At 53.3% G+C, this 24,107-nt stretch carries 22 protein-coding genes and 1 pseudogene; 6 read left to right on the forward strand and 17 right to left on the reverse strand.

Annotation, left to right across the window (positions count from 1 at the left end):
* Positions 1–11 precede the first annotated feature (11 nt).
* The 3 genes from ubiE to udp form a co-directional block, all read right to left on the reverse strand.
* A complete protein-coding gene (gene ubiE, locus OGX95_RS13235) occupies positions 12–767 on the reverse strand; it encodes a bifunctional demethylmenaquinone methyltransferase/2-methoxy-6-polyprenyl-1,4-benzoquinol methylase UbiE (RefSeq protein ID WP_202037298.1) in 756 nt (251 codons plus the stop codon).
* A 94-nt stretch (positions 768–861) separates the two neighbouring features.
* Positions 862–2,274, reverse strand: coding sequence for a DNA recombination protein RmuC (gene rmuC, locus OGX95_RS13240; RefSeq protein WP_410752040.1), 1,413 nt, complete (start codon positions 2,272–2,274; stop codon positions 862–864).
* 158 nt (positions 2,275–2,432) lie between these two features.
* Positions 2,433–3,194, reverse strand: coding sequence for a uridine phosphorylase (gene udp, locus OGX95_RS13245; protein WP_006686084.1), 762 nt, complete (start codon positions 3,192–3,194; stop codon positions 2,433–2,435).
* A gap of 265 nt (positions 3,195–3,459) precedes the next feature.
* On the opposite strand from udp, the gene OGX95_RS13250 reads away from it, so the two are divergent.
* Positions 3,460–4,266 carry a dienelactone hydrolase family protein gene (locus tag OGX95_RS13250; RefSeq protein WP_286629755.1) on the forward strand — a complete coding sequence of 269 codons (807 nt, stop codon included), beginning with the start codon at positions 3,460–3,462 and terminating at the stop codon, positions 4,264–4,266.
* 77 nt (positions 4,267–4,343) lie between these two features.
* Here the strand turns inward: OGX95_RS13250 and metE are convergent, their stop codons facing one another.
* Complete coding sequence (gene metE / locus OGX95_RS13255; protein ID WP_286629756.1) at positions 4,344–6,605, reverse strand: 5-methyltetrahydropteroyltriglutamate--homocysteine S-methyltransferase; 2,262 nt, start codon at positions 6,603–6,605, stop codon at positions 4,344–4,346.
* A gap of 235 nt (positions 6,606–6,840) precedes the next feature.
* Between metE and metR the strand changes: the two genes are divergently transcribed.
* Positions 6,841–7,794, forward strand: coding sequence for an HTH-type transcriptional regulator MetR (metR, locus tag OGX95_RS13260; protein ID WP_286629757.1), 954 nt, complete (start codon positions 6,841–6,843; stop codon positions 7,792–7,794).
* Here metR and OGX95_RS13265 read toward each other — a convergent pair.
* From OGX95_RS13265 to pldB, 3 genes are all read right to left on the reverse strand, one after another.
* Positions 7,682–8,581, reverse strand: coding sequence for a carboxylate/amino acid/amine transporter (locus OGX95_RS13265; RefSeq protein ID WP_286629758.1), 900 nt, complete (start codon positions 8,579–8,581; stop codon positions 7,682–7,684). The genes metR and OGX95_RS13265 overlap by 113 nt on opposite strands.
* 75 nt (positions 8,582–8,656) lie before the next feature.
* The gene (yigL, locus tag OGX95_RS13270; RefSeq protein WP_286629759.1) at positions 8,657–9,457 is read right to left on the reverse strand and encodes a sugar/pyridoxal phosphate phosphatase YigL; all 801 of its coding nucleotides are present in this window, start codon (positions 9,455–9,457) and stop codon (positions 8,657–8,659) included.
* Positions 9,458–9,472: 15 nt separating this feature from the next.
* On the reverse strand, positions 9,473–10,489 hold the full coding sequence (pldB, locus tag OGX95_RS13275) for a lysophospholipase L2 (protein ID WP_137383159.1): 1,017 nt from the start codon (positions 10,487–10,489) through the stop codon (positions 9,473–9,475).
* A 110-nt stretch (positions 10,490–10,599) separates the two neighbouring features.
* Between pldB and rhtB the strand changes: the two genes are divergently transcribed.
* Both rhtB and OGX95_RS13285 read left to right on the forward strand, forming a co-directional pair.
* Positions 10,600–11,220, forward strand: a complete 621-nt coding sequence (gene rhtB, locus OGX95_RS13280) for a homoserine/homoserine lactone efflux protein (RefSeq protein ID WP_286629760.1) — start codon at positions 10,600–10,602, stop codon at positions 11,218–11,220.
* 163 nt (positions 11,221–11,383) lie between these two features.
* Positions 11,384–12,258 (forward strand): annotated as a pseudogene (locus OGX95_RS13285) (Rpn family recombination-promoting nuclease/putative transposase).
* A 39-nt stretch (positions 12,259–12,297) separates the two neighbouring features.
* On the opposite strand, the gene rhtC reads toward OGX95_RS13285, so the two are convergent.
* The 3 genes from rhtC to pldA form a co-directional block, all read right to left on the reverse strand.
* Positions 12,298–12,918, reverse strand: coding sequence for a threonine export protein RhtC (rhtC, locus tag OGX95_RS13290; RefSeq protein WP_271441017.1), 621 nt, complete (start codon positions 12,916–12,918; stop codon positions 12,298–12,300).
* A gap of 63 nt (positions 12,919–12,981) precedes the next feature.
* The gene (gene recQ / locus OGX95_RS13295; RefSeq protein ID WP_271441016.1) at positions 12,982–14,811 is read right to left on the reverse strand and encodes an ATP-dependent DNA helicase RecQ; all 1,830 of its coding nucleotides are present in this window, start codon (positions 14,809–14,811) and stop codon (positions 12,982–12,984) included.
* Between the two features lie 87 nt (positions 14,812–14,898).
* On the reverse strand, positions 14,899–15,768 hold the full coding sequence (pldA, locus tag OGX95_RS13300) for a phospholipase A (protein WP_286629761.1): 870 nt from the start codon (positions 15,766–15,768) through the stop codon (positions 14,899–14,901).
* A gap of 165 nt (positions 15,769–15,933) precedes the next feature.
* Here pldA and yigI point away from each other — a divergent pair, with 165 nt between their 5' ends.
* Together yigI and rarD are read left to right on the forward strand one after the other, a co-directional pair.
* Positions 15,934–16,401, forward strand: a complete 468-nt coding sequence (gene yigI / locus OGX95_RS13305; protein ID WP_286629762.1) for an acyl-CoA thioesterase YigI — start codon at positions 15,934–15,936, stop codon at positions 16,399–16,401.
* Positions 16,402–16,452: 51 nt separating this feature from the next.
* The gene (gene rarD / locus OGX95_RS13310; protein ID WP_286629763.1) at positions 16,453–17,349 is read left to right on the forward strand and encodes an EamA family transporter RarD; all 897 of its coding nucleotides are present in this window, start codon (positions 16,453–16,455) and stop codon (positions 17,347–17,349) included.
* Between the two features lie 42 nt (positions 17,350–17,391).
* Here rarD and corA read toward each other — a convergent pair whose 3' ends face one another.
* From corA to dapF, 7 genes are all read right to left on the reverse strand, one after another.
* Entirely contained in the window at positions 17,392–18,342 is a 951-nt protein-coding gene (corA, locus tag OGX95_RS13315) for a magnesium/cobalt transporter CorA (RefSeq protein ID WP_271449823.1), read from the reverse strand.
* 154 nt (positions 18,343–18,496) lie between these two features.
* Positions 18,497–18,553, reverse strand: a complete 57-nt coding sequence (gene ysgD, locus OGX95_RS13320) for a YsgD/CorL family protein (RefSeq protein WP_212723238.1) — start codon at positions 18,551–18,553, stop codon at positions 18,497–18,499.
* A gap of 148 nt (positions 18,554–18,701) precedes the next feature.
* Positions 18,702–20,864 carry a DNA helicase II gene (uvrD, locus tag OGX95_RS13325; RefSeq protein ID WP_286629764.1) on the reverse strand — a complete coding sequence of 721 codons (2,163 nt, stop codon included), beginning with the start codon at positions 20,862–20,864 and terminating at the stop codon, positions 18,702–18,704.
* A gap of 88 nt (positions 20,865–20,952) precedes the next feature.
* On the reverse strand, positions 20,953–21,669 hold the full coding sequence (gene yigB / locus OGX95_RS13330; protein WP_286629765.1) for a 5-amino-6-(5-phospho-D-ribitylamino)uracil phosphatase YigB: 717 nt from the start codon (positions 21,667–21,669) through the stop codon (positions 20,953–20,955).
* Complete coding sequence (gene xerC / locus OGX95_RS13335) at positions 21,669–22,571, reverse strand: tyrosine recombinase XerC (protein ID WP_286629766.1); 903 nt, start codon at positions 22,569–22,571, stop codon at positions 21,669–21,671. Before xerC ends, yigB begins: the two co-directional genes overlap by 1 nt.
* The gene (locus tag OGX95_RS13340) at positions 22,568–23,275 is read right to left on the reverse strand and encodes a DUF484 domain-containing protein (protein WP_271441009.1); all 708 of its coding nucleotides are present in this window, start codon (positions 23,273–23,275) and stop codon (positions 22,568–22,570) included. The genes xerC and OGX95_RS13340 overlap by 4 nt, the downstream gene beginning before the upstream one ends.
* Positions 23,272–24,096, reverse strand: a complete 825-nt coding sequence (dapF, locus tag OGX95_RS13345; protein ID WP_286629767.1) for a diaminopimelate epimerase — start codon at positions 24,094–24,096, stop codon at positions 23,272–23,274. Before dapF ends, OGX95_RS13340 begins: the two co-directional genes overlap by 4 nt.
* Positions 24,097–24,107: the final 11 nt, after the last annotated feature.

Below are 24,107 nucleotides of genomic sequence, written 5' to 3' on the forward strand. Positions count from 1 at the left end.
CCGGTCTCCTGTCAGAACTTGTAACCACGATGCAGCGCAACAACACCTGCCGTCAGGTTGTAGTAATCAACACTTTCAAACCCGGCATCTTGCATCATTGCTTTTAACGTGTCCTGATCGGGATGCATACGGATAGACTCAGCCAAATAGCGGTAGCTATCTGCGTCGCTCGCAACCATCGAACCAATACGTGGCAAGATATGGAAAGAGTACGCATCATACGCTTTGCTCAGCGGTTCGATGATCGGTTTAGAGAATTCCAGCACCAGTAAGCGTCCACCAGGTTTCAACACACGATACATCGAGCGTAGCGCTTTCTCTTTATCCGTAACGTTACGCAGGCCGAAAGAAATGGTGATGCAATCAAAGGTATTGTCAGGGAACGGCAGTGCCTCAGCATTTGCCTGGACATATTCAACGTTACCAATCACGCCAATATTGCGCAGTTTTTCGCGACCCATTTTGAGCATTGAGTCATTGATATCTGCAAGAATAACCTTACCGGTTTCACCAACCATGCGAGAAAATTTTGCGGTCAGATCGCCCGTGCCGCCCGCTAAATCCAGAACGGTTTGTCCACGACGCACGCCACTACAGTCAATGGTGAAGCGCTTCCACAAACGATGAATGCCAAATGACATTAAGTCATTCATAACGTCATATTTAGACGCCACAGAATGAAAAACGTGGGCCACCATGTCAGCTTTCTGCTCTTTAGCGACGGTCTGAAAGCCAAAGTGCGTCGTTTCTTGTGAATTATCCACCATCTCAGTGCCTGCTCATCCAAAAAATGTTCGAGAAGTGTAACAGATTGGGCCCATTTGCCCTACCCTTCTGCCGGGTTCAACTACCCCAAATGGGCTAGCTCGATTGCTGATTTACCGCCGCATTATCGGCGTATGTCTCTTCTTGTTGCGCCTCGGAAACCGAGCGCAAACGGTACTCTTCATCCTGGCTCATGGCATGTTCAGCCAACTCAGGATTAATCTCACGCTTAATTTCCACGCCTAAGCCGCGGAAGGCTTCCGCCTGTGATAAGACATTTCCACGCCCCGAAGAGAGCTTCTTCATTGCCTGTCGGTAGTTATCCTGGGCTTTATCCAGGCTTTGGCCGATTGCCGACATATCATCCACAAACAGGCGCATCTTGTCATAAAGTTTACTGGCCCGATCCGCAATTTGTTGCGCGTTGCGGCTTTGATGCTCATAGCGCCACAGGTTAGCGATAGTACGTAATGCCACCAACAGCGTGGTAGGACTCACCAGCATAATGTTATTTCTGAGCGCTTCGGTAATCAGTTCGGGCTGTCTGTCCAGCGCCAGCAGGAAAGCAGGTTCAACGGGGATAAACATCAGCACATAGTCCAGTGTACGCAGCCCTGGAAGCTGTTGGTAGTCTTTACGACCCAGCAGACGAATATGATTCCGCACGGAGGCGATATGCTCCTGCAGCGCCCCCTCCCGGGTGTATTCATCTTCTGCATTAAAATAGCGCTCATAGGCAACCAGCGTCATTTTAGCGTCGATCACCACATCTTTACCCTGCGGTAGCCGGACAATAACGTCCGGTTGCATCCGTGAGCGCGCATCATTCTCGATGCTAACCTGGGTTTCGTATTCATAGCCTTCCCGCAGGCCGGAAGCCTCCAGTACCCGCGTAAGTACCACCTCTCCCCAGTTTCCCTGTGTTTTGTTATCACCTTTCAATGCCCGCGTCAGGTTAACCGCTTCCTGTGCCATCTGCGCATTCAACTGCTGGAGGTTACGAATTTCGTGTGCCAGGGTATGGCGCTCCTGAGCCTCTTTACCAAAGCTATCCTGCACCTGACGGCGAAAACCGTCCAGCTGTTCGCGTAATGGTGTAAGCAGGCTGTTAAGGCTTTGGCGATTTTGCTCATCTACCCGACGGTTACTGTGCTCGAAAATGCGGTTCGCCAGATTCTCAAACTGTTCGCTCAGGCGCTGTTCACTGTTGATCATCTGGCGAATTTTATCTTCTGCATGCTGTTGCGTTGCTTCCAGACGGGTGGTGACTTCCCGGAGATCGGCTTCTAGTGAGGTATTGATACTCTGCAGGCTGCGGAGTTCGTTATTCAGCAACTCGCATTCGTCGCGCCAGTGGGCTTCCTGCGAGAGCTGTTGCCGGGCTGCACTGAGAGCAATATCCAGTTCTCGTCGTTCTTCGATGAGGTCTGCGCGGATCTGATCGGCGCGCGCTTTTGTCGCCAGCCAGCCCACCAGCAGCCCTGCAGCTAATGCCAGCACGGCACTCATCAAAATTGAAATATCCACAACGCCCCCTTACAGCAACGACTTACCCGCACAAAATAGAATTGTGCTGTATAAACGTCCAGTTTAAAAGGAATTTCCTGCGAGGTACTACGCAAAATAAAAAGGCCGAACAGGTCGGCCTTTTAACAAAGAAGGGAGAATTACAGTAAACGACGTGCGGCTTCTACCACGATTTTCACCGCGTGGCTTTCCGTTTGCTTCATCGTTTCTGCATTCGGGATCTCTTGCTGAGTACGGTTGACGATAACACCTGCAACCATACCGGCACGCAGACCCTGGCTTGCGCACATGGTCAGCAGCGTCGCAGATTCCATTTCATAGTTCATGACGCCCATCGACTGCCACTCTTCCATCGAGCCTTTGAAACGGCTCACTACGCGACCAGAGAAAGTGTCATAACGCTCCTGGCCCGGGTAGAAGGTGTCTGAAGACGCGGTAACGCCTACGTGGGTGGTCGCACCGATAGATTTCGCCGCTTCCACCAACGCGGTGGTGCATTCGAAATCGGCAACTGCCGGGAACTCCATTGGTGCAAAATGCAGACTCGCCCCGTCCAGACGGACAGACGCGGTGGTAACCAGCACGTCGCCAACGTTGATATGCGGCTGAATAGCGCCGGTCGTACCGATACGCAGGAAGGTACGAATGCCCAGTTGCGCCAGTTCTTCTACGGCAATAGACGTCGACGGGCCGCCGATACCGGTAGAGCAGACGATCACTGCTTTACCATCCAGCTCAGCACGCCAGGTAGTGAACTCGCGATGAGATGCCAGCTTAACCGGCTTGTCCATCAGCGCGGCGATCTTTTCCACACGCTCCGGGTCGCCAGGGACGATAGCGAGCTGGGCCCCTTGTAAATCGTTCTTAGTGAGGCCGAGATGAAAAACATCAGACTTAGACATAAAAACTCCTCTGTGAATCGGTTTTGTCAGAAGAAGCAAAAACACACTTTACCGAAGGCACAAACATCTTTTCGTGACAGCCATCACCATGACGGAAATCAATTGCATCGAATTACCGTAAAATAGTGACTTGCGTCACATTGATGGCGCAATGTAAGGAAGCCTTGCACAAAAGATAGACCGTTTGAGGCAATGTGGTTCGTTGCATGTGTCTATAGTTAACAATGCGCTATTTTGCACAATATTTAAGGGTACGGAGAATACCATGACAACACGACAATCTGGTTTTGCACCTGCTGTATCCCCACCGGCGTCCACGACGGTTCACACTCCGGATAACGCGATTATCGCTGGAGTGACATCAATACCCTCACAAGGCGATGATATGCCTGCGTATTACGCACGACCACAACAGACCGATGGCCCGCTGCCCGTCGTCATTGTCGTGCAGGAAATTTTTGGTATTCATGAGCACATTCGTGATGTTTGCCGTCGACTGGCGCTGGAAGGTTATCTGGCTATCGCACCCGAACTCTATTTTCGCGAGGGCGATCCCAGTGATTTTGCCGATATCCCGACGCTTCTAAGCGGCCTGGTGGCGAAAGTCCCGGACTCACAGGTTCTTGCCGATCTGGATCATGTTGCCAGTTGGGCCTCCCGCAACGGCGGCGATGTGCATAAATTAATGATGACGGGTTTTTGCTGGGGTGGACGTATTACCTGGCTGTATGCCGCACACAATCCACAGCTAAAAGCGGCGGTGGCGTGGTATGGCAAACTGGTCGGCGACAAAACGTTAAACTCCCCCAAACATCCCGTCGATATCGCCACCGATCTGAACGCCCCCGTTTTGGGGCTCTATGGCGCTCAGGACACCAGTATTTCGCAGGACAGCGTGGAAACCATGCGTCAGGCATTACGCGCCGCAAATGCCAAAGCGGAAATTGTGGTGTATCCCGACGCGGGCCATGCCTTTAACGCCGATTATCGTCCAAGCTACCACGAGGAGTCGGCCAAAGACGCCTGGCAGAGAATGCTGGAGTGGTTCGCGCAATACGGTGAGAATAGATAATCGAGTAGGTCGGGTAAGGCAAAGCCGCCACCCGACCTATTGCCCGGAGTCACTTCGCTTACCGGGCCTACGTTTCGTTACGCCTGACGCAGATTCTGCGCAGCTTTGACCATGTTAGCCAGGGCTGCCCGAGTTTCCGGCCAGCCGCGGGTTTTCAGGCCGCAGTCCGGGTTCACCCACAGACGCTCAGCCGGGATACGCTGTTCGGCTTTCTTCAGCAGGGCTTCAATCCACTCCACGCTCGGGACGTTAGGCGAGTGAATGTCATAGACGCCCGGCCCGATTTCGTTCGGGTAGTCGAACTCTTCAAACGATTCCAGTAACTCCATGTCGGAACGCGAGGTTTCAATGGTGATCACATCCGCGTCCAGCGCGGCAATAGAGTCCATGATGTCGTTGAACTCGCAGTAACACATGTGAGTGTGGATCTGGGTTTCATCCTTCGCCACCGCGGCATTGATACGGAAGGCTTCCACGCCCCACTCCAGATACGCCGCCCAGTCACTGCGACGCAGCGGCAGGCCTTCACGCAGTGCCGGTTCATCAATCTGAATAATACCGATACCCGCCGCTTCCAGATCCGCTACTTCGTCACGCAACGCCAGCGCAATCTGTTTGGCGATCGTTTCACGGGTCACATCTTCACGCGGGAACGACCAGCAAAGAATGGTCACCGGACCAGTCAGCATGCCTTTAACGGGTTTGTCAGTCAGCGACTGCGCGTATTTAGCCCACTCAACGGTAATCGCTTCCGGGCGGCTGACGTCGCCAATAACAACCGGTGGTTTCACACAGCGTGAACCGTAGCTCTGCACCCAGCCATTCTGGGTAAAGACGAAGCCATCCAGATGTTCGCCAAAGTATTCCACCATGTCGTTACGTTCAGCTTCACCGTGTACCAGTACGTCGAGGCCCAGACGTTCCTGCTCGGCAATCGCCTGTTTAATGTGCTCTGCAATGCCAGTGCGATAGTTATTCGCATCCAGATTGCCCTTTTTAAAGTCCAGACGCAGGCCGCGAATCTCCGTGGTTTGCGGGAATGAGCCGATAGTGGTGGTCGGCCATGCCGGCAGATTAAAGCGGGCACGTTGCGCCTCGGCGCGAACCGGGTAAGGGTTGGCGCGCTGGCTGTCCCTGGCGGTGATCGCAGCCAGACGTTTTTCCACCGCGGCATTATGTACACGAGTGGAGTGGCGACGCGCCTGAATCGGTGCGCTCCATTCAACCAGCGCCGCGGTATCGCCGCTGTTCAGCGCATCACGCAGTAGCGCCAGCTCGCCGCATTTTTGCAGGGCGAAGGCAAACCAACTCTTCACTTCGGCATCCAGGCGGGTTTCAACGCTCAGGTCAATCGGGCTATGCAGCAGAGAGCAGGAAGAGGCCACCCATAGCGCACGTTTGCCGACAATGTCCTTAATTTGTGCATGTTTTTCTGTCAAATCAGCACGCCAGACGTTACGACCGTTCACCAGACCGGCTGACAGCAGCCAGTTGGCAGGCAGGCGCTTGTGTAACTCGGCGACGTTATCTTTACCGTGCACGAAGTCAACGTGCAGACCCTGCACCGGCAGCGTGGTGATGGTATCCAGGTTTGGCGTGACGCCTTCGAAATAGGTGGTCAGCAGCAGCTTCACCTGACCGGTTAGAGCGTCATACGCCGGTTTAAAGGCGTTCAGCCATTCCTGGGGTAGCTCCAGCACCAGCGAAGGTTCATCAATCTGAACCCACTCAATGCCACGCTTAGCCAACTCTGCCAGCACCTGCTGGTAAACCGGCAGAATGTCGTTCAGCAGGCTCAGGCGGTCAAATTGTTCGCCCTTCACTTTGCCCAGCCACAGGTAAGTTACCGGGCCCAGCAGGACGGGTTTTACGTTGTGGCCGAGTGCCAGCGCTTCGTCAACTTCATCCAGCAACTGAGTCCAGGTCAGCTTGAACTGCTGGCCTTTGGTGAATTCAGGCACCATATAGTGATAGTTAGTGTTAAACCATTTGGTCATTTCTGCCGCAGCAGCAGGTTCACCGGTCGGTGCACGCCCACGACCAATGCGGAATAAGGTGTCGATATCGACGGAGCCATCTTTGTTCTGATGACGGGCCGGGACGTTACCCAGCAGCAGGCTGGTCGTCAGCACGTGATCGTACCAGGCGAAATCGCCCACCGGCAGCAGGTCAACGCCAGCCTGTTTTTGCTGATCCCAGTGACGGGCGCGCAGTTCGCGACCCGTTGCCAGCAATTCTTCACGAGAGGCGTTACCTGCCCAGTAGTTTTCTTGCGCTTTCTTCAGCTCGCGACGCAGGCCAACGCGAGGGAAACCGAGGGTGTGATTCAGTATTGTCATTTTTCTTCCTCTAATTATATGTAAATCCTGTGGATTTTGAATTTAGGGAAGGCGGCAAATTTATTCATCCCTGGGAGCTTACTGAAGTAAGTGACCGGGGTGGAGAAACGCAGCCAACGCACCATAAATTTAAAAGACGAAGGATTTTAGCCGTCCAGATGTTTACACATCCATAATTGACAGGTACTGTATAATCCTCAAGCGCAATTTATTCATGCCGAAGTGAAGGACTTTCATGATCGAGATTAAGCATCTGAAAACGCTACAGGCGTTGCGGAACAGTGGTTCGCTGGCAGGCGCAGCAGCGACGTTGCATCAGACCCAATCCGCCCTGTCTCACCAGTTCAGCGATCTGGAACAACGCCTCGGCTTTCGTCTATTTGTACGTAAAAGCCAACCGCTGCGCTTTACGCCACAGGGTGAAATTCTGCTCCAGCTGGCAAACCAGGTCTTGCCGCAAATCGGTCGCGCGCTGCAGGCATGCAATGAACCGCAGCAAACCCGACTGCGTATCGCGATTGAATGCCACAGCTGTATTCAGTGGCTGACGCCCGCGCTGGAAAATTTCCGTGCTAACTGGCCACAGGTGGAGATGGATTTTAAATCCGGTGTGACCTTCGATCCGCAACCGGCGCTACAGCAGGATGAGCTGGATCTGGTGATGACATCCGACATTCTGCCGCGCAGCGGCCTGCACTATTCACCGATGTTCGATTTTGAAGTTCGTCTGGTACTGGCACCCGATCACCCACTGGCCAGCAAAACACAGGTCACGCCGGAAGATTTGGCCAGCGAGACGCTGCTGATATATCCGGTACAACGCAGCCGCCTGGATATCTGGCGGAATTTCCTGCAGCCCGCGGGCGTCAGCCCGTCGCTGAAGAGCGTGGATAACACCCTGCTGTTGATCCAGATGGTAGCCGCCAGGATGGGTATTGCGGCCCTGCCGCACTGGGTAGTAGAGAGTTTTGAACGCCAGGGTCTGGTGGTAACCAAAACCCTGGGCGATGGGCTGTGGAGCCGACTGTACGCCGCCGTGCGCGATGGCGAGCAGCGCCAGCCGGTCACGGAAGCATTTATTCGCTCAGCGCGGAATCACGCCTGCGATCACCTGCCGTTTGTGCGGAGTGCGGAACGACCCACTTACGATGTACCCACAGTGAAGCCACTATCACAGCCGCACCAATGATAAAGCTTGGCCAGTGCGGCTGTTGGTGCCAGATAGCCAGGTTGACCAGCAGCCCCGCCGGTACATGCATATTGTTCATAATACCCAACGTACCGGCATCCACCTGCGTCGCGCCATAGTTCCACATAAAGTAACCAATGCCAGAAGCCGCCACGCCAAGGAACACCAGAATTCCCCACTGCAGCGTGGTTTCAGGCATTTTTTGCGCATTCCCTAATATAGACCAGGCAACAACTGCCACCAGCAACGCCCCCATATAAAACCAGGCAAAGGCGTTGTGCTGTGGCATCGGGCGGGTTTCCATCAGGCGCTTATAGCCCACCATGCCGATGGCAAAACTAATGTTGGAAAGCTGTACCAGCAGCAGGCCGGTCCAGAAGTGGCTGGTCACCTGATCGTAACGGATAATCCCGGCGCCAATTACCGCCAGTAGTGCGCTGAACGCATAGCTCCAGCGTAAACGGCGCCCGCTCATCAGGTCATAAATTAGCGTAATGTACAACGGTGTCAGAACGGTAAAGAGCAGCAGCTCTGAAACCGTCAGATACAGATAGGCATGAAAACTCAGCATATACATGATGCCAAGCTGCATGGCGCCCACCAGCATATACAGCGCGATTGTTTTTACGCTGTGCCCACGGGTACGCAAAAACGGTAAAAACACCAGAGCCGCCAGCCCAACACGCACCAGCACTGCAAAATAGCTATCGACATGACCGGCAAGGTACTCGCCAAACAGGCTAAAAGAAAAGGCCCACAAAATAGTGGTAATGATGAGTAGCGCCACAATGGATGTCTCTGAACAAAAGGTACACCCATTGTAGCGAAGAGTTTAGTTGACAACTGGTCAACTAAAGAACAGTTACGTTAAAAAGAGATCGCGCAGATAATGCGGCACGGCATCGTCGGCATTGAGGCCAATCACGTCCAGTTCCGGATGCAGGTCCTTCAGGCGTTGATGCGCGTTGCCCATGATACAGCCTTTGCCTGCCATCGAGAGCATTTCCGCGTCGTTCATCCCGTCACCGAAGGCGATACAGTCCTTCAGGCTATAGCCCATCGCTTTTGCCACCGCCTCCAGCGCATGGCCTTTCGACACGCCACCTGCCATGACTTCCAGGCACGTCAGTGTGGAGAAACTGACGTTCACACGATCGCCCCAGCGGGCGTTAATCGCCTGTTCCAGCGGTAGCAACCTTTCGTGAGAATCGGTAGTGAAAAACACTTTGCTAACGCCTTCAGGCTCCAGCAGCGCAGGTTCAAACAGTGAATAATTGAATACCGCCTCTTTAAAGAAACGCATTTCTTCCGGGCGGTGGCGGTTCATGAACCACTCATCATCGCGGTAAACGTTCGTCACGATATCCGGGTTGGCGTTCACAACACCAAACAGATCGCTGGCAATGTCGCGATCCAGGTTGTGGGAAAACACGAGATTTCCGTCAGGATCGTGCACGCGGGCACCGTTGGATGTGATCATGTAGGTTTTAATGCCGAGGTTATCGCGAATTTGCCCCACATCAACATGATGACGACCAGTGGCAAACACGAAGTGAACACCGCGAGCCGTCAGAAGTTTCAGCGTCTCTTTGGCATAAGGGGACAAAGTATGGTCGGGAGAAAGCAGCGTACCGTCTAAATCAGACGCAACAACCTGATACATAAGAAAATTAAACCTCTAGGAAAAGCGAGTTCCGCTGGATGAGTTATGCCTGTTGAAAAAATCAACAATGGCGTTAAGCGCGACTGAGCGCATTGCGTCCTTTTCGAAAAGGATCTCATGGTACGCGCCTTTTATGACAAGCGGCTGACCTCCTTCTACCGGATGGCCTGCTGCAGCGCGGAGTTCACAAAAACGATCGTGCATGCGGTTATCCACCACACGTTCTTCTTCGGCCTGAATAAGCAGCGCTGGCGTTGCGTCATCACCCGCTCCAGCCAGAACCTGTTCGCCCGCCTGAATACCTTCACGCACCCAGTGATAGGTAGGGCCACCCACACGTAATCGCGGATCATCGGCGTAGAAGCGTAGGTTACGCCGATAGCGCTGTCGACTATGGGTTAGCGCATTCATACCGAATGGCAACGCCCGCCAGCGGCCGGTCCCCATCGCATAGCCTTCACGGATGCGCGGATGCCCTTCGGCCCAGTCAAGAATGTGGCGCACCATCCAGTCGGGAAAACGCATCACGATACCAAACATTGGCGCACAAAGCGCAATGGCATCACATTGATTTGGATGGCGCTGCAGGAACAGCGTGGCAATCGCGCCGCCCATGGAATGGGCCAGTATATAGCGTTTTCGCCACGGGCCAGGTTGTACTTCCTGCTGCCAGAAGGCGGCTAAATCATCGACGTAGTCATTAAAGTTATCGACATGACCACGATGTGGGTCCGATAACATCCGCCCGGAACGCCCCTGACCACGGTGATCGATAATGAGTACGTCAAAACCTGAATGAAACAGGTCATACGCCAGCTCAGCGTATTTCACATAGCTTTCAATGCGCCCTGGACAGACAACGATGACACGATCGTTTTTTTCGGCACGAAAGCGAACAAAATGTACGGGAACATCATCTACACCCGTAAACTCCGCTTCCTCCCGCTGGTGCCAGAAATCTGTCAGTGGACCCATGGAAAAAGCGGCAAACGCGTTTTCTCTTGTTTCCCAGTCTTTTTGCTGCTGAAACATCGGGTATCCAGCCTCGCTGACCAAGTAAAATCGTTTTTTTCGCCGAGCCTGATACAACGCAACGGCAGTAGCGTATTGTGGCATAAAAATAGACAATCCGGGAGTTTCTCATGACCTTTGAATGGTGGTTCGCCTACCTGCTGACCTCTATTATTTTGAGCCTGTCTCCGGGCTCTGGCGCAATCAACACCATGACAACCGCCATCAGTCACGGCTATCGTGGCGCCTGCGCCTCTATTGCCGGTTTGCAGACCGGGCTTGGCATTCATATCGTACTGGTTGGTGTTGGGCTGGGGACATTGTTCTCACGTTCAGTCATCGCGTTTGAAGTGCTGAAGTGGGCGGGAGCTGCCTATTTGATTTGGTTGGGTATTCAGCAATGGCGGGCAGCGGGCGCTATCGATCTGAACACCATGGCGAACACGCAAACACGCAGCCGCCTGTTCAAAAGGGCGGTTTTCGTTAACCTGACCAATCCGAAAAGTATTGTGTTTCTTGCTGCGCTGTTCCCACAGTTCATCATGCCGCAAGAACCTCAGGTCATGCAGTATGTGGTGCTTGGTATCACCACCATTGTTGTCGATATCATTGTGATGATCGGTTACGCGACGCTGGCCACCCGTATTGCGAGCTGGATTAAGGGGCCAAAGCAAATGAAGGCGCTGAACAAAGTGTTTGGTTCACTGTTTATGCTGATAGGCGCCCTGCTGGCCTCGGCACGGCATGCCTAGAAAACTGGAATAGCGCTCGCAATGAAATGTGAACGGTCTGAACATCACTGTATGCCTTTTCGAGACTCGCCGTAAAGGGAGAAACGTCTTTTATTCTGTGCTGTTAGGTGTTGAATGCTAGTGCCAGAATGCCGCCACATTCACCACTCACGGATGATGAACGATGGCGGAAGCAACCACACCTCATGACGCCGTATTTAAGACTTTCCTGTCCCGCATGGAAACCGCGCGGGACTTCATTGAACTCCATCTTCCTCCCTCGTTAATCAAAATTTGCAAACTAGAAACGCTACACCTGGAATCAGGCAGCTTTGTCGAGGACGATCTACGCCCCTATTTCAGCGATATTCTCTATTCACTGGAAACCACCAGCGGGCAGGGTTATGTACACATGTGCTCATTGAGCATCAAAGCTCACCGGACAAGCATATGTCGTTTCGACTGATGCGCTCCATGCAACGTCACCTGGAGGTGGGAAACGACACTCTACCACTGGTTATTCCTGTTCTCTTTTACCATGGGAAACAAAGTCCCTGGCAAGGTTCAATGAACTGGCTGGATCACTTTGAGGATTCGGGGACCGCCCTTCAGCTTTACAGTACGCCGTTTCCGTTGGTGGATGTGACGGTCATCCCCGACGATGAGATCATGCAACATCGCAGCATGGCGGCACTAACATTAGTACAAAAGCATATTCGCCAACGCGACATGGCGCAGTTGCTGGATAAACTTACCCACCTGTTTATGCTGGAGAAGATGAGCGGACAACAATTAACCATGCTGGTAAACTACATGGTGCAAGCAGGGAATACACAAGATGTTCAGACATTACTGTATAAGCTGGCACAGCGTGTGCCGCAGCATGGAGACAAATTGATGACAATGGCGGATCAACTAAAGCAGATAGGTCGCGAAGAGGGCAAACGTATTGCCATACTGGACATAGCAAAGGCAATGCTCAAGCGTGGGCTGGATACCGAAGCAATTATGGAAATGACTGGCCTGTCGAAAGACGAATTACAAAAGCTTGCTCAATAAACCGCGTTCCGCCTGGGCATCCCCAGGCGGATAACAGAATCAGCGCGAAATAATCAGGTGAATGCCGAAACCTGCAAACAGTGCGCCAGCAAATCCATCGATCCACTTCGCCAGACGCTGATAACCGCGGCGCATTTTCGGTAGCGCAAACAGGCTGGCGACTACGGTAAACCACGCCAGCGTTTCCACGATGATTAGGGCAAAGATCCCCCAGCGCGCGCCCGTTCCTACGTTATCGCCAACGAACAATGAGAACACGGAGCCAAAGTAGATAATGGCTTTAGGGTTTGCCAGGTTAGTAAGTAGACCTTTTAAAAAGCTGCGCCCGCTCTGTGCCAGTTCAACCTGTGGTGTTGGAGTCGCAACATTCTGCTTTTTAAACGCACCGCGCAGCATCTGGTAGCCCATCCAACACAGATACAGACCCCCGCCGACCATAATAATGGTATGCAGCCAGGCCATTTTTTCGATGATCAGATGCAGGCCGAGCAGCGCCACGCCCGCCCAGACCATGACGCCGCAGGTAATACCCAGCACACCCATCATCGCTTCTTTACGCGAACGGCTCACCGCCGTTTGAGAGACAAAGAAAAAATCGGGACCGGGACTCATCAGTGCAACGATATGCACCAACGCAACGGTGAAAAATAGCGTTAACATAAAAATGACTCGTGGGGGAATAGTTCAGTGAGTCACCATCCTGGCACTTTTTTGCCCGGCTGACTACTCTTCGTCGTCACCATCAACGTGTGCACGAATAAGCGCCATAAACTCTTTGCCGAAACGCTCAAGTTTACGCATACCCACGCCGTTGACACTTAACATTTCGCTCGGAGAAACCGGCATCTGCTCGGCCATTTCTATCAGCGTCGCATCGTTGAAAACCACGTACGGCGGGATATTTTCTTCATCGGCAATAGCTTTACGCAGCTTACGCAATTTGGCGAAGAGCTTGCGGTCGTAGTTGCCGCCGAAGGATTTCTGCATCGCACGTGGTTTCAGCGCCACAATACGCGGCACGGCAAGCTGTAACGAGATTTCGCCACGCAGAACCGGTCGTGCGGCTTCGGTTAACTGTAACGCGGAGTGATGGGCAATATTCTGCGTCACCAGACCAAGGTGGATCAGTTGGCGGATCACACTCACCCAATGTTCATGGCTCTGTTCACGACCAATGCCATAGACCGGCAGCTTGTCATGGGCCAGTTCGCGAATACGTTGGTTATTGGCTCCGCGCAAGACTTCCACGACATACCCCATACCAAAGCGTTGGTTGACGCGGTAGATTGTCGACAGCGCCTTACGCGCATCCATTAAACCATCGTACTGTTTTGGCGGATCGAGACAAATATCGCAGTTACCGCACGGCTCCTGACGCCCTTCACCAAAATAATTCAGCAATACCAGACGACGACAGGTTTGCGCCTCGGCAAACGCTCCCATCGCATTGAGTTTATGCCGTTCAATATCCAGTAGCTGCCCGGCGGGTTTCTCTTCCAGGCAACGGCGTAACCATGCCATATCAGCGGGATCGTAAAACAGCATCGCTTCCGCAGGCAGTCCATCGCGCCCGGCACGGCCGGTTTCCTGGTAATAGGATTCGATGTTACGCGGGATATCAAAATGCACCACAAAGCGTACGTTAGGTTTGTTGATTCCCATCCCAAACGCTACGGTCGCCACCACGATTTGCAGGTCATCGCGTTGGAATTTTTCCTGCACCTCGGCACGTACACTGTTTTCCAGCCCAGCATGATAGGCACCCGCGCTGATGCCACGACTTTGCAGACGCGCTGCGGTGTCTTCGACCTTCGCGCGGCTGTTACAGTAAATAATGCCGGACTTGCCGCGCTGTTCTTGTACATAGCGCATCAGCTGATCGAGCGGCTTAAACTTCTCCATCAGCATGTAACGAATGTTCGGCCGGTCAAAACTGCTGATCTGAATGAGCGGATCGTTCAACCCCAGCAAGCGCACAATATCCAGGCGAGTAGTGTCATCAGCGGTCGCGGTCAGCGCCACGAACGGCAGCGTCGGAAAACGCTGACGCAATTGACCCAACGCGGCGTATTCAGGGCGGAAATCGTGCCCCCATTGCGAGATGCAGTGGGCTTCATCAACGGCCAGCAACACCGGATTCCAGTGCGCCAGATGTTCGAGGAAGTTATCCAGCATCAAACGTTCGGGTGCAATGTACAGCAAACGAATTTGCCCGCTGCGACAGCCCGCCATGACCTCAAGCTGCTGTTCACGACTTTGGGTAGAGTTCAGACACGCCGCCGCCACGCCGTTTGCTAATAATTGGTCGACCTGATCTTTCATCAGGGAAATAAGCGGCGAGACAACAACGGTGAGTCCGTTCAGCAATAATGCGGGAATTTGATAGCAGAGGGATTTACCACCACCGGTCGGCATGACGACCAGGCAGTCGCGACCAGAAAGCACAGTATCGATGATTTCTTCCTGACCAGGGCGAAACTGTTGGTAGCCAAAGGTTTCCTGCAAAACCTGTTTAGCGCCCATTTCCAGATTCAACACTTCCGCCTGCGCCACATTAACCCCATTAGCCTTAAAGAAAAACAGGCGCTATTTTCAGCGCCTGAGAGAGAAACTGCAATGATTAAAATGCTATCAAACCTATCAGAAGATATCGTTGAGCATCACACCCACACCCACACGCGTCTGATTGAAATTGTAGTCGATCAGCGATTCGCCGTAGCCGCTATAGACCTGGGTGTAGAAGCGGACATGCTTAGTGATCGGGTAGCTCGCGCCGATTTCAGCACCACCATAACCGGTATTCCAGTTGTACTGGCCCTTCACGCTGATGACGGCGTCACCGAGGTGATAACCCATTTTAAGCTGGTAGTAGCCCATGTATTTGGTGATGTCGGGGTTATCATCCGTGCTACCGATGACGTACCACGGTTTAACCTCCACCAGCCAGTTACCATTTTCAGCCATCAGACGAGTGTACAGACGGTTCCAGCTGCGCGAGGTGGGATCGGATCGACCATTTGAATCATGGTTATAGCCCATTTCGATGTCACGTAGCGTCCAGCCAGCAAAGCGATAATCGGTGGCGAATCCTAGAAATAGCTGCGGCTCGTAGTTAGTTTCACGAAACGGTGAAGACTCTTCACTATTAGAAAGCTGCCACCAGGATTTCTGAGTATATGAACCACCGAGCACTGAATTCGGGCCTAAAATCCCGCGCCAAAGCGGAAATGCCAGGCTTAGCTGAAACTTAACCTCATCTTTGCGCGCATTATCCGACCAGTTATAGCTGCTGATCGCCTCTTTGTTCATGTCGCTGGTATTGGTGTAGATGAGATAGTTGGTGTCATAGGGGTACAGCGTGAAAGGATTATCGTGTTCTTGCAGCATATTGGCGATAATACTGCCTCTCACTGCAGGTGCATCATGAATCTCTTTCACTGTCGCTTCCTGCGCATACGCGGTCAACGGCAGCATGACTGCTGGTAGTAACCAACCCAGAATCGCCCGCATCGGTAGTGTTCTCCTGAACCAAAATATTGATGAATTGTATAATTATCTGCCAAGTATTCTACATACTTAGCTAATTCATCGTTAGTTATCCCGTCCTAAAGTAGAAAACAACAAATAATAAGCATAATATCAACATTTCATTAACCAATAAGGTGTCGGGATCGTATGTCTGCTGTTCTTACTGCTGAGCAAGCCCTTAAATTAGTGGGTGAAATGTTTGTCTATCACATGCCGTTTAATCGGGCATTGGGGCTGGAACTGGAACGTTATGAAAAAGAATTTGCGCAATTAGCGTTTAATAACCAACCGATGATGGTGGGTAACTGGGCGCAAAGCATCCTGCACGGCGGGGTGATCGCCTCAGCGCTGGACGTTGCCGCCGGACTGGTGTGTGTTGGCAGTACGCTAACCCGCCACGAAACCATCAGCGAGGACGAACTGCGTCAGCGAATGTCACGCATGGGCACCATCGATCTGCGCGTTGATTACCTGCGACCAGGCAGAGGGAATCGCTTTACGGCCACCAGCAGTCTGCTGCGAGCAGGCAATAAAGTGGCAGTCGCGCGAGTGGAGCTGCATAACGAAGAACAGCGCTATATCGCCAGTGCAACTGCCACTTATATGGTGGGGTAAGCGTCTGAAAAAAGGTAAACTACGGTTACTTTTCTGCAATGAGTTCTCCCAATGGATGCTAAACAAACGCGGCAGGGCGTGTTACTCGCTCTTGCTGCCTATTTTATTTGGGGTATCGCTCCCGCCTACTTCAAACTGATTTACTACGTCCCGGCGGATGAGATCCTGACACACCGCGTCATCTGGTCATTTTTCTTTATGGTGGCGCTGATGAGCGTTAGTCGCCAATGGTCAGGTATCAAAACGCTGCTGCAAACGCCAAAGAAGATTTTTCTGCTGGCGCTCTCAGCGGTCCTAATTGGCGGAAACTGGCTGCTTTTTATCTGGGCGGTCAATAACCACCATATGCTGGAAGCCAGTCTCGGTTACTTTATTAACCCACTGGTAAATATCGTGTTGGGGATGATTTTTCTTGGAGAACGGTTCCGCCGTATGCAGTGGCTTGCGGTCTTGTTAGCCGCTTGTGGCGTGCTGGTGCAGTTGTGGACCTTCGGCTCCCTGCCAATAATCGCCCTGGGACTGGCATTCAGTTTTGCTTTTTATGGCCTGGTGCGTAAGAAGATCGCCGTCGAGGCACAAACCGGCATGCTGATCGAAACCTTGTGGCTCTTGCCCATTGCGGCAATTTATCTGTTCGGTATCGCAGACAGCCCAACCAGCCATATGGGTCAGAACCCCATGTCACTCAATCTTCTGCTGATTGCTGCGGGTGTCGTGACCACTATCCCACTGCTGTGCTTTACCGGTGCGGCAACCCGCCTACGTCTGTCCACGCTGGGCTTTTTCCAGTATATCGGGCCAACGCTGATGTTCCTGCTGGCGGTAACCTTCTACGGTGAAGTGCCGGGAGCGGATAAAATGGTCACCTTCGCCTTTATCTGGGTGGCGCTGGCAATTTTCGTGATGGATGCGATTTATACCCTACGCAGAACGCAAAGGGGACTTTAACGTTGTGGTGCCGGATGACACTGCCGCCATCCGGCACAACCATTACAGCCAGTTCTTGCGCTTGAAGTACAGATACGGCGCCAGACCCGCGAGCATCATAAAGACAATCGCCCCAGGATAACCGAAGCTCCAGTGCAGCTCCGGCATGAACTCAAAGTTCATCCCATAGCTGGACGCCACCAGCGTCGGCGGCAGGAACACGACAGAAACCACCGAAAAGATCTTGATGATGCGGTTCTGCTCGATATTGATAAAGCCCATCGCCGCCTGCATCAGGAAGTTAACTTTCTGGAACAGTGATTCGTTATGCGGCAACAGGGATTCGATATCGCGCAGGATCTCACGCGCCTGCTCCAGTTGGCTACCCGGCAGGCGCGCTTTACGTACCAGGAAATTCAGTGCGCGCTGGGTATCCATCAGACACAGGCGAACTTTCCAGCCGATATCTTCCAGCTCCGCCAGCGTGGAAAGTGCTTCGTCATACTCATCACCCTGACGCCCTTCCATAATCACGCGACTGAGTTTTTCCAGATCGCTATAGATGTTTTCTATTTCATCCGCCAGCTGTTCGATTTTGGTTTCGAACAGATCGAGCAGCAACTCATAGGCGTTGCCATCCACCATCGCCTGATTACGCGCACGCATGCGGTACAGGCGAAATGCCGGTAGCTCGCGTTCGCGCAGGGTAAACAACCGGCCTTCGCGAATGGTAAATGCGACCGTTGAGTTACCCGCGTGATCGTCGGCGTCTTCATAAAAGAAGAAGGAGTGGATATGCAAACCGTCTTCGTCTTCAAAAAAACGTGCGGATGCTTCGATGTCTTCCAGTTCAGGGCGCGTAGCCAGATTCTGGCCCAAGTCCTTTTGCACACGGTTTCGTTCATCGTCGTCCGGCTCGACTAAATCAACCCAGACCGAACTGGCCAGGTGCTCGATCTCATCCGCCTCAAGACGTGTTAAACGATTGTTTTCCAGTTGAAATGCGCTCAGCATGACCGGGACTCCCAATGCAAAAAATTATCGGACAGTTCGGTGGGCACACAGAAACAAATTGGGTTTCAGACCATTAAACAGCCTGACTCAGCGCGACGGGATAAAATTGAAGGTCGCTGACAACCGCGAAGGCTATCAGCAAAAAGGGATAGCCTTAGGAGTTGATCCTGGATGACAGGATAATGAGCCAGTATCTACTGGGTGTGTCCAAGGCGAATGTCCTCTTAGCGTAATCGTGCGCGCATGTTACGCCAGCAAAATTTTGACGTCAACACGCAACGAAACGCTAGTCTGGATAAATTACCTTCTCATCAGTAAGGCTAGCAGATCGTTACAAAATAATGATATTTTTCTGAAAGTTATATCGTATCCAGCCGCGCGTAAGCGGCAACCAGCCATTTGATCCCCTGCCCCTGGAACGCCACCTGCAAACGGCTGTGTTCCCCGCTGCCTTCCAGATTGACGATAGTGCCTTCACCAAACTTGGCGTGGCGCACGCGCTGGCCGAGCTTATAACCGGTATCGTTCTCCGCCATTGGCGTTCCCATCCGTTGATGGCTGACCGGGCGGCTGACGGTGGCGCGCAGGCGAACCTCTTCCACGCACGCTTCCGGCAGTTCGCCGATAAAGCGCGATGGGCGATGGTAAACCTCTTTGCCGTACAGACGGCGCGTTTCGGCATAGGTTAGCGTCAGCTTCTGCATAGCTCGGGTGACGCCGACATAGGCCAGACGACGTTCTTCTTCCAGACGACCGCCTTCGTCCAGCGACATCTGGCTGGGGAACATGCCCTCTTCCATCCCCACGATAAACACCTGCGGGAACTCAAGGCCTTTCGCCGAGTGCAGGGTCATCAGCTGTACCGCGTCCTGCCAGGTATCCGCCTGCCCTTCGCCCGCTTCCAGCGCTGCGTGAGAGAGGAACGCCTGCAGCGGCATTAAATCTTCATCTTCTTCGTTGTAGCTGAACTGGCGTGTCGCCGTGACCAGTTCGTCTAAGTTTTCGATGCGTGTCTGGCCTTTCTCGCCTTTCTCCTGCTCGTACATCATGCGCAGGCCGGAGTCTTTCACCACCCGGTCTGTTTGCACATGCAGTGGCATATCGGCCGTTTCCTGCGCCAGAGCATCAATAAGCTCCATAAAACGCTGCAGCGCGCTGGCAGCACGACCGGCAAGGGCTTTTTCCTGTAGCAACTCACGACATGCCTGCCACAGCGTCAGCTGGCGGTCACGCGAGGTCTGGCGCACCACATCCAGTGTACGATCGCCAATACCGCGCGTCGGGGTATTCACCACGCGTTCAAACGCGGCATCATCGTTGCGGTTAGCGATTAAACGCAGGTAAGAGAGCGCATCTTTGATTTCCTGGCGTTCAAAGAAGCGCATACCGCCGTAGATACGGTACGGCATGCTGGCCTGTAACAATGCCTCTTCCAGCACACGCGACTGGGCGTTGCTACGGTAGAGAATCGCGCACTGCGCAAGCTGACCGCCGTTGTCCTGCCAGGTTTTAATGCGATTAACCACAAAGCGCGCTTCATCCAGTTCGTTGAACGCGCAATAAAGCGAAATCGGTTCACCGTCGATACCATCGGTCCACAGTTTTTTACCCAGGCGCCCATTGTTGTTTTCAATCAGGGCGTTGGCCGCGCTGAGGATATTATTGGTCGAGCGGTAGTTCTGCTCCAGGCGGATGGTTTCTGCGCCGGGGAAATCCGTGAGGAAGCGCTGGATGTTTTCCACCTGCGCTCCGCGCCAGCCGTAGATCGACTGATCGTCATCACCCACGATCATCACTTTGCCGGTGTCGCCCGCCAGCAGACGGATCCACGCGTACTGAATGTTGTTGGTATCCTGGAATTCGTCCACCAGGATATTGGTAAAGCGTTCGCGGTAGTGCTGCAGGATATGCGGCTTGTTAAGCCACAGTTCATGGGCGCGCAGCAGCAGCTCGGCGAAATCCACCAGCCCGGCGCGGTCACACGCTTCCTGGTAGGCCTGATAGACTTTCTGCCAGGTTTGCTCAACCGGGTTGCCGTAGCTTTGCAGGTGATGCGGACGCAGTCCTTCGTCTTTCTGGCTGTTGATGAACCACATCGCCTGACGCGGTGGCCACTGCTTCTCATCCAGATTCATGGCTTTGATAAGGCGCTTGAGCAGACGCAACTGGTCTTCGCTGTCGAGGATCTGGAAATCCTGCGGCAGATTCGCATCCATATGGTGCGCGCGCAGCAGACGGTGTGCCAGGCCATGGAACGTCCCCACCCACATACCGCCCTGGCTGGTTCCCATGATCTGACCAATACGGTGACGCATTTCTGCCGCCGCTTTGTTGGTAAACGTCACCGCCATAATGGAGTACGGCGAGTTGTTTTCAACCGTCAGTAACCAGGCAATACGGTGCACCAGCACACGCGTTTTACCACTCCCCGCGCCCGCCAGAACCAGCATGTTGCTGCGTGGCGCGGCCACCGCTTCACGCTGTTTGTCATTAAGGCTGTCGAGCAGGTAAGAAACGTCCATTGGCACCGCCACGTAAAAGTAGGTAGGGCGGATAAGCGTAGCGCCATCCGCCAAAAAGCTGGGTATATATACAGAGTTCTGTTGGTGATTATATCAGCGAGGTCAGAGATGCCAACTGTGAAATTTCGATATGCGGCAGCAAACGGCTGTCTGCAGTTTGCATCAGGTCGGCATTTTCCGGTTTGATCCAGCAAGCCTGCATGCCGCAACGAATGGCCCCGGCGACGTCTGTCGTCAGGTCGTCGCCCACGTGCAAAATTTCCCCCATTGGCATATTCAGTTTTTCCGCCGCCAGCGCGTACATATCGCTGAACGGTTTTGATCGCCCATCAGGACCCGCGCGAAGCACAAACTCAAAGTAATCACCCAGACCAAACAGCTCTGGTTGCGCATTACCGTTGGTGATTGCCACCAGCGGCCACTTGCGGGCCAGCGCCTTCAGCGTGTCATGCGTTGTCTGCGGGACGTCAATGCGGCTGCGCCATTTGGCGAAGTTCATCATCGCGGCATTTGCCCCCATTTTCGCCTCTGCCGCCGAAAGGCCGGCCTCCAGCATGGCGCGCTCGACGGCGCGATGACGCCATTGGGTCACGTCATGGTAGATTTCCGGTTCGGCGTCGCGCACGGCTTGACGCAGACGCTGTAGATCGGAATTTTGCAACGCGCTCAGCGCCGGGTGATAGTTTTGCACAAAAGCGAGCGCTTCCTGTTCGGTGCGCGTGATAACGGGACGGTTATCGTAAAGGGTGTCATCAAGGTCAAAGGTGAGCGCAGAAATGTGCCCCAAAGGCCGGTAAAAACGCATTATTTCCCCCGTTTGGCGCGTGGATGCGCCGCATCGTACACTGAAGCCAGGTGTTGAAAATCAAGATGGGTATAGATTTGGGTCGTTGAGAGGTTGGCGTGTCCCAATAACTCCTGCACACCGCGAAGATCGCCGCTCGACTCCAGCATATGTGTCGCAAAAGAGTGGCGCAATTTGTGGGGATGCACGTGACTGTTAAGCCCTTGTTTAATACCCCACTCGGCAAACCGTTTCTGCACGTTACGCGCAGAGATACGTTTACCCAGTTTTGACAGGAACAGCGCATCTTCATCGCTGCCAAACAGTCCGCGCAGATCTAACCAGTGCTCAATCCACGCCACCGCATTGCGGCCAATCGGCAGACGGCGTTCTTTGCTGCCCTTGCCCATCACCCACACTTCTCCAGTATCAAGATCGAGATGTTTAATATCCAGCCCAATCAGTTCAGACAGACGCAGCCCTGCGCCGTACATCACTTCTAACATTGCCCGGTCGCGCACGGCGAGGGGATCGTTGAGATCGATATCCAGCAGGCGATTAACGTCATCAACGTCAATATTTTTGGGTAAATGACGCGGCGCTTTCGGCGCGGAAACACTCTTTGCCGGATTAGCGTTCAGCTCACCCTGATTAACCATCCAGTCGAAGAAACTGCGCAGTGCAGACAGGCGCAAAGCCAGACTGGCAGGTCCCAGCCCTTTACGACGACTACGTACGGCAAAACTACGAACCATGAGCGCATCACACTGCTGCCAGCTTTTCAGACCGGTTTCACCGGCTAAAGCGATAATGGCATCAAGCTGACGCTGATAATTAAGCAACGTGACAGGGCTCAGTTGGCGCTCAACGCCCAGATAACGTAAAAAGCGCGTCACATCCTGAGAAAGAGGTGAATCGGTCATACGCGTTCAATCCAACGCTCCAGCAGTTCCGGCAACATCAGCGAGATTTCCTGCAATAACTGCGTGCCCTGCCCCTGCTGGTAATGATTGGCATCACGGCTACTGAACAACATGACACCAAGAGAGCCATCCTGCCCCAACATCGACATTGCCACCGAGCCGATGGCTTTCGCTTCCGGCATCATGATTAACAGTTCCGGGCCGTGGAGTGGTCCAAGGTAGTGCTGTGACTGACCAAGACGCTGAATGCGCAGCGGTTCGAAAGCCTGACGGCTTAATGCCAGATGGGTAAATTTCGAGGGAGCACCAAGTCGCCAGCGATCCGGAAACAGACGGACCGTCGCTCCCGCCAGCCCTAACTCACGCGCCCAGCGATGAAGTCGCATCAGCATGTCGTCAAGACTGTTCGCGGACACCAGCCGTCCTTGCAGATTTAACAGCCGATAGAACAGGCTTTCGTTGGCATTCGCTTGTTCCATCAACAACGCCATGTTCTCTTCCAGCACGTTGATATGATTGCGTGCCCGAGCCATATGCCATTCAACTAAAGAGACCGTGCCCCGCACCGGGTGCGGGACGCGCATCGCTTCGACCGCTTGAGCATTACGGATAAAAAACTCAGGATTACGTTGCAGATAATCGACGACCGCCCGGTCGTCCAGTTCCATGAGCGTTTCCTGTAGTTCTTCCCCTGGTTGCTTCATAAGTGAATAAATCCGTCGTAGACATGTGCCGCCGGGCCAGTCATATATAACGGATGACCCGGACCTTTCCAGGCGATATCAAGTCGACCGCCCGGTAATTCCACCCTCACTTCATCTGCCAGCAGGCCCTGCTGAATACCGACAGCGACAGCCGCACACGCGCCGCTGCCGCAAGCCTGCGTTTCACCTGCGCCACGCTCATAAACACGCAGTCGGATATGCTCACGTTTGACTACTTGCATAAAGCCGATATTGGCGCGCTCAGGGAAGCGTTCATGGCTTTCCAGAACCGGTCCCAGCGTTTCCACCGTGGCCGTATCAACATCATCAACCTGAATCACGCAATGCGGATTCCCCATTGAAACCACGCCGCACAATACTGTCTGCTCGGCCGCTCGCATAATATAGGTCTTCTCTGCTTTATTGGCACGAAAAGGGACCTGCGAGGGTTCAAAGTTGGGTTCCCCCATGTTGACCCGCACCAGCTCATCGTCCGTTACGCTTAATACCATGCGGCCATTCGCGGTACTGACACGAATATCACGCTTATTCGTCAACCCTTTCAGGCGCACAAAACGGGCAAAGCAACGAGCGCCATTTCCACACTGCGAGACTTCACTGCCATCAGCATTGAAAATGCGGTAATGGAAATCCAGCTCCGGATCGTAAGGCGGCTCGACAACCAGCAGTTGATCGAACCCAACACCCAGATGCCTGTCGGACAAACGACGGATCAGCTCGGGTGAGAAAAAGACATTCTGCGTTACCGCGTCGACGACCATAAAATCGTTGCCAAGGCCATGCATTTTAGAGAATTGCATTGTTTACTCCG

The sequence above is a fragment of the Citrobacter sp. Cu233 genome (genome assembly GCF_030332225.1).
GTDB lineage: Bacteria > Pseudomonadota > Gammaproteobacteria > Enterobacterales > Enterobacteriaceae > Citrobacter.